The sequence below is a fragment of the Streptomyces rubellomurinus genome (assembly GCF_000961885.1).
Classification (GTDB): domain Bacteria; phylum Actinomycetota; class Actinomycetes; order Streptomycetales; family Streptomycetaceae; genus Kitasatospora; species Kitasatospora rubellomurina.
Genome location: NZ_JZKH01000273.1, coordinates 1 through 844, shown reverse-complemented (window position 1 = coordinate 844; position 844 = coordinate 1). Strand labels below are relative to the sequence as shown.

The 844-nt window shown below is 71.2% G+C and carries 1 protein-coding gene; it reads left to right on the top strand.

The genetic code is table 11. From position 1 onward, the window contains the following. Window positions 1-844 (top strand): thiamine pyrophosphate-dependent enzyme (locus VM95_RS37780; RefSeq protein WP_045706048.1); only part of this gene is annotated, 844 nt, incomplete at both ends.

Sequence of the window (844 nt, the reverse complement as noted above, 5' to 3'; positions counted from 1 at the left end):
GTGATCAAGGCGCAGGCCACCGCCGAGCTGCGGATCCTGGCCGAGCTGACCGGCGCGCCGGTGGTCACCACGCTGATGGCGCTGGGCGCCTTCCCGGACAGCCACCCGCAGCACCTGGGCATGCCCGGCATGCACGGCTCGGTCCCGGCCGTCACCGCGCTGCAGAAGTCGGACCTGCTGTTCACCCTCGGCGCCCGCTTCGACGACCGCGTCACCGGCCGGCTCGACAGCTTCGCCCCGCACGCCAAGGTCGTCCACGCCGACATCGACCCCGCCGAGATCGGCAAGAACCGCCCCGCCGACGTCCCGATCGTCGGCGACGCCCGGGAGGTCCTCGCCGACCTGATCGTCGCCGTCCAGGCCGAGTTCGACGCCGGCCACAAGGGCGACTACGCCGACTGGTGGGACAAGCTCGACCAGTGGAAGCGCACCTACCCGCTGGGCCACGAACCCGCCCCCGCCGGCCGGCTCTCCCCCCAGCAGGTCATCGAGCGCATCGGCCAGAAGGTCGGCCCCGACGCCATCTACGCCGCCGGCGTCGGCCAGCACCAGATGTGGAGCTCGCAGTTCATCCGCTTCGAGAAGCCCGGCACCTGGCTCAACTCCGGCGGCGCCGGCACCATGGGCTACGCCGTCCCCGCCGCCATGGGCGCCAAGGCCGGCCGCCCGGAGACCCCGGTGTGGGCCATCGACGGCGACGGCTGCTTCCAGATGACCAACCAGGAACTCGTCACCTGCGCCCTCAACGGCATCCCGATCAAGGTCGCCGTCATCAACAACGGCTCCCTCGGCATGGTCCGCCAGTGGCAGACGCTGTTCTACAACCAGCGCTACTCCAACACCG